The sequence below is a fragment of the Kitasatospora sp. NPDC093558 genome (assembly GCF_040683475.1).
GTDB lineage: Bacteria > Actinomycetota > Actinomycetes > Streptomycetales > Streptomycetaceae > Kitasatospora.
Window position 1 is genome coordinate 1 of sequence record NZ_JBFBDY010000437.1, and the last position, 5,324, is coordinate 5,324.

At 71.7% G+C, this 5,324-nt stretch carries 4 protein-coding genes; all 4 read right to left on the bottom strand.

The genetic code is table 11. From position 1 onward, the window contains the following. Positions 1-133 precede the first annotated feature (133 nt). Positions 134-472 carry an STAS domain-containing protein gene (locus AB0O00_RS28425; RefSeq protein WP_363656504.1) on the bottom strand — a complete coding sequence of 113 codons (339 nt, stop codon included), beginning with the start codon at positions 470-472 and terminating at the stop codon, positions 134-136. Beyond that, on the bottom strand, positions 469-2,649 hold the full coding sequence (locus tag AB0O00_RS28430; protein ID WP_363656505.1) for an alpha-amylase family glycosyl hydrolase: 2,181 nt from the start codon (positions 2,647-2,649) through the stop codon (positions 469-471). The genes AB0O00_RS28425 and AB0O00_RS28430 overlap by 4 nt, the downstream gene beginning before the upstream one ends. A gap of 5 nt (positions 2,650-2,654) precedes the next feature. Further along, positions 2,655-4,478: an AGE family epimerase/isomerase gene (locus tag AB0O00_RS28435; protein WP_363656507.1), complete on the bottom strand. Its 1,824-nt coding sequence runs from the start codon at positions 4,476-4,478 to the stop codon at positions 2,655-2,657. Positions 4,479-4,550: 72 nt separating this feature from the next. Continuing rightward, positions 4,551-5,162, bottom strand: a complete 612-nt coding sequence (locus AB0O00_RS28440; protein ID WP_363656509.1) for a DJ-1/PfpI family protein — start codon at positions 5,160-5,162, stop codon at positions 4,551-4,553. Positions 5,163-5,324: the final 162 nt, after the last annotated feature.

Here is a 5,324-nt window from a genome sequence, read left to right on the forward strand (position 1 = left end):
CGGCTTCGCCGGTGGAGCGGCGCGGCGCGGACGGCTTGGCCGGTGGAGCGGCGCGGTTCGGACGGCGCGGCGCCGTTCAGACGACGCGGCGCCGTTCAGACAGCGCGGCGCGGTTCAGACGGCGCGGCGCGGTTCAGACGGCTTCGCCGGTGAAGGTGAGGGTCTCGTGGACGACGGTGACGGCCTGGTCGAAGCCGCTGGAGTGGAGGACCTGGCGGATGTCCTCGCTGGGGCCGTCCAGCACGATCTCCACGCCGGCCGGCAGGTGCTGCTGGGCGAAGGCCAGGCAGCGCACCCCGCTGGCGGAGATGGAGTCCAGGTCGTACATGCGCACCACCAGGCGGTTCAGGGGGCGTTGGACGGCCTGGTCCAGGAGGGTGCGAAGGGTGGGTACCCGTGCGTCGGTGAGGTCACCGGACAGGTAGACCGTGGCGGTGGGGCCGGTGAAACCGAGGTAGGCCTCGAAGCTCATCTGTGGTGTCCGTTCCCGCCGGCGGGCCGGTGCCCGTCGGCGTGCTGGGAGGGGGTGGTGGTGGCCGGCCGTGCCACGAGCACGGCGACGGCGTGGCCGGCGAGGGCCAGCGGGGTGTCGGCGGGGTGCGGCGGCTCGGTTCCGACCGGGTGGATGCGGCCGGCGGGCGGGGCCGCGGTGTCGGCGAACAGGTGCCAGGCGGTGTGCGGTGGCGCGGCGGGCAGGTCGATCGTGGTGGGGCCGGGGCGGGCGCTGGCCGCGATCAGCACGGTGTCGCCGGTGGCCGGTGCGGGGCCCGCCTCGTGCAGCATCAGGACCAGCAGTCCGGAGGCGTGCGACCAGTCGGGCCGGTGCGGGTGTTCGCCGTGCCAGCTCAGTTGGGCCGGCCCGCCGTGCGCGGGCGGGGTGTCGCCCGGGTGCGCGGCTCGGCGCAGGACGGGGTGGGCGCGGCGGAAGGCCAGGCAGGCGCGGACGAAGTCGGGCAGGTCGCGGTCGGCGGCCGGGTCCCAGTCCAGCCAGCTGATCGGGTTGTCCTGGCCGTAGGCGTTGTTGTTGCCCTGCTGGGTGCGGGCGCGTTCGTCGCCGGCCAGCAGCATCGGCACGCCGTGGGCGGTCAGCAGCAGCAGGAGTGCGTTGCGCCGCTGGCGTTCGCGCAGCCGGCGGATCCGGGGGTCGTCGGTGGGGCCCTCGTGGCCGGTGTTCCAGCTGGAGTTGTCGGGCGCGCCGTCGGTGCCGCCCTCGCCGTTGGCGTCGTTGTGCGGGCGGTCGTAGGAGGTCCAGTCGGCGAGGGTGAAGCCGTCGTGGCTGGCGACGAAGTTGACGGAGGCGGCGGTGCCGCGTCCCGCGTAGAGGTCGGGTGAGCCGATCATGCGGGCCGCGAGGTCGCCGACGGTGGCGGGGCGGCCGATCAGGAAGCGGCGCACGGTGTGCAGGAAGCGGGTGTTCCACTCCATCCAGCGTCCGTAGTGGGGGAAGCGCCCCACCAGGTCGCAGCCGGTGGCGTCGAAAGGTTCGGCGATGAGCTTGCGGCGCGCGAGGACCGGGTCGCAGGCGGCGGCTTCGAGCAGCGGCGGGTTGGCGAGCAGTTCGCCGTCCGTGCCGCGCGCCAGGATGGGGGCCATGTCGAAGCGGAAGCCGTCGATGTGGAACTCCGTGGCCCAGTAGCGCAGGCACTGGAGGATGAACGCCCGGGTGATGGGGTGGTTGGCGTTGACGGTGTTGCCGGTGCGGGTGAGGTTGCGGTAGGAGCCGTCCGGGGCGTGCAGGTAGAACGCGTCGTCGTCCAGGCCCCGCAGGGACAGCGTCGGGCCCCGGTGGTCGCCTTCCGCGGTGTGGTTGAAGACGACGTCGAGGACGACCTCGATCCCGGCCCGGTGCAACTCCCGTACCAGTTCCTTCAGTTCCCGCACCGGCCCGCCGTCGGCGGCGCCGGCGGCGGCGTAGGCGGCGGCGTAGGCGGCCTTGGGGGCGAAGAAGCCGACCGGGTTGTAGCCCCAGAAGTTGCGCAGCGGCCGGCCGGTGGCGGGGTCGTGGAAGGGGTTGTCCGTCTCGTCGAATTCGAAGACCGGCATCAGTTCGACGCAGTTGACGCCCAGGTCCCGCAGGTAGGGGATCTTCTCGATGAGGCCTGCGTAGGTGCCCGGTTGCCGGACGCCGGAGGAGGGGTGGCGGGTGAAGCCGCGGACGTGGAGCTCGTAGACGACGAGGTCCTCGGGTGCGATGCCCGGGGGCTCGACGCCCTGCCAGTCGAAGGTGGCGTCGGGCACGGCGCAGCGGTAGTTCTTCGTCTCGCCCCACCGTTCGCCGCCCACGAGGAGCTTGGCGTAGGGGTCGAGGAGGATCCCGTCGGCGGTGCGGCCGGTGCGGGGGCCTTGGGGGTCCTGGACCCGGTAGCCGTAGTGGGTGCGGGCGGGGGTGAGGCCGGGGACGGTCATGGTGAACACGTCGCCGACGCGGCCGTGTTCGGGGAAGGGGATCTCGGTGCGGGGGCGTGCGTCGTGCGGGTCGTCCGGGTCGAACAGGACGAGGGCGGCCGTGCGCGCGCCGGGGGCGTGGAGGGTGAAGTTGATTCCTCCAGGGGCGGGGGTGGCGCCGGGCAGCAGCGGGTTGCCGGGGGTGGTGGCGGGCGGCCCGGGCGGGGCGGCCGGGGTGCGGGTGCGCAGTGTCGCCGCGGGCATCGGGTTCACTCCTCGACGGGGCGCAGCCGGACCTTGACGGTCAGGCGTTCGCTGCTCTGCGGCAGTTTCACGGTCATGGCTTCGGGGTCGAAGGCGGTGGTGGGGGCGCCGTCGATGTGGACGCGGTCGAGCAGGACGCGGCCGGGGGGCAGGATGTCGGGGGCCACGCGCAGGAGTTGTCCGGGGTAGGAGGCGTCGGTGCGGGGGCTGAACCACAGGTCGAGGGGTTCGCGGTTGACCAGGAGCTGGGTGTAGACCTCGGCGAGGTAGCAGAGTTCGGCCTTGTGGTACATGGCCATGGCGTGGCTGCCCTTGAGGCGTTCGTTGCCGACGAGGTAGGGGATGCCCTGGGCGAGGACGGTGAAGTGGACGGCTCCTTCGTCGTGGTCGAGGAAGAAGGCGTTGTAGAAGGCGGACGCCTCGCGGGCGTGCCGGCGGTAGGCGGGGTCGGGGGTGTGGCCGGTGAGGATGAGGTAGGCGAGGATGGCCTGTTCCTGCTGCCACCAGGTTTTGCGGTCGTGCCAGACGAAGGCGTGGCGGCCGTCCTCGGCCTGTCGTTGCAGGAGGTCGTACCAGCCGCCGCGCTGGGGGTCGCGGCCCAGTGGGGGCAGGGTGGTGGCGATGGTGTGGGCGAGGGCGGTGTACTCGCGTTTGGGCAGGGCGGCGTTCATCCGCATGAGGTTCCAGGCGATCTTCAGGTTGTGGCCGATGACGGCGCGGTCCTGCTGCCAGCCCCAGGAGTGGTCGGGGGTCCAGTCGGCGTAGAAGCGCTCGTTGACGAAGGGGCTGCCGGCGGGGGTGCGGTCGGGCATGTGGGTGACGATCATGTCGAAGGTGTGCTCGAGCATGCGGCGGTAGCGTTCGTCGCCGGTGGCGAGGTAGAGGTTGATGAGGTAGGCGGGGGCGTGGTCGCCGACGGAGTTCCAGTTCTTGCGGGAGTGGTTGGGGCCCAGGGCGTCGTGGTGCGGGCTGAGGGTGACCGGGTCGATGTGGGAGTAGTAGCCGCCCAGGCGGGTGTCGCGGAAGTAGCGTTCGAAGAGCCGGACGGTGGCCTCGATGTCGTCGCGGATGACGGGGTCGCCGGTGATGCGGTAGGTCTGGGTGAGGCCGACGAGGGCGTAGATCTGCTCGTAGGCGGGGATGGCGCGGTAGTCGTCGCCGAACTCGGAGGCGAAGAGCTTGCGTTCGCGGGTGCCGGCGACGTCGATGCCGTGGTACCAGTAGACGAGGTCCTCGGCCTCGTCGTGGAAGCGCATGTGGTCGTGCAGGTAGTGCGAGCCGCGTTCGGCGACGTCGAGGTAGTCCTGGTTGCCGGTCAGCATGTAGGCGCTGGCCATGCCGTAGACCATGCGGGAGATGGTGTCGGTCTCCTGGACGTGCTCGGCGGTCTTGTGGCCGCTGGCGCGGATCTGGGTGCGGTAGTGGGCGAAGTCGACGGGGCCGTCGCCGAACTGGGAGCGGCGGTAGAAGCGGGCGAGCTGGTCGAGTTGGCGCACCCACCAGCCGGGGGCCTCGAAGGGGTAGGGGTCGTTCTCGTCGCCGACTACGACGAGGCGGTCGGCCTGGTAGTGGCGGGTGCCCTGGGGTCCGGCGTAGACGGGGCCGTAGCTGAAGACCATGACGCCGGGGCGCAGGAGTTCTGCGATGCGGCCGGTCACGTCGTGGTAGGGCTGTCCGAGGTTGCGCATGAGCTGGGCGCTGGTGGTGTCGGTCAGGTGGATCGTCACGTCTCCGGCTTCGGGGGTGCGCAGGGTGAAGCGGGAGCCGCGGTGTTCGCGGACCTGGCCGGCGATCAGGTCCGAGAAGGAGATGGGGAGGTCAGCGGCCACGACGGGGCTCCTCGGGCGCAGGGCGGACGGGGGTGCGCGCGGTGTGCGGGGTGTGCGGGGTGTCCGGGGTGTTCATGCGGCTTCCTGCGGGGCGACGGCCAGGCGTTCGATCACGGTGCGGGCCAGCAGGTGGCAGTGGTCGACCGTGCGGGCGGTGACCAGGTCGCGGTCGACCACGACGTCCTGGTTGAGGTAGACGGCGCCCATGTTGCGCACGTCCGCGACCAGGTTGTTGTGGCAGGTGACGGGCCGTTCGCGGATCAGGTCGGGGGCGCCGGAGACGAGCATCAGGCCGTGGCAGGAGAAGGCCTTGACGAGGTGCGGGATCCGGAAGGCGCGGCGCAGCAGTGCGAGGGCGGGGGCGTCGTGGTCGACGTCCTCGCTGTAGCGCAGGCGGTCGGCGACCATGCCGGAGGGGACGACGAGTGCGGAGAACTGCAGGAGGTCGTGGTAGTCCAGTTTCTCCAGGTCGTCGTCGACTTCGATGGTGGCGCGGTGTTCGTGTCCGGTGAAGACGAGGGAGGGCTGGCCCCACAGCCGGCTGAGCAGGCGTACGTCCGCCCCGTCCTCGGCGAACCTGCGCTGGTAGTAGGCGATCTCCTCCTCGACGAAGTCGCTCTCCAGGAGGATGCCGATACGTTTGCCGGCCAGGCGGCCGGTTTTCAGTGGCTTGACGGTTCCCATGGCGGAGTCCCCGAGTTCGTGTGGTGGTCAGGGCGGGCGTGGTCGTGGGTCGGGTGGGGCCCCCCGGCGGGTGGCCGGCGGGGCCGGGCGGGTCACATCTGCGGGGATCCGGGCCAACCGGGGATGGCGGCGACCGTGGAGGTGAGGATTCCCGGGGTGGCG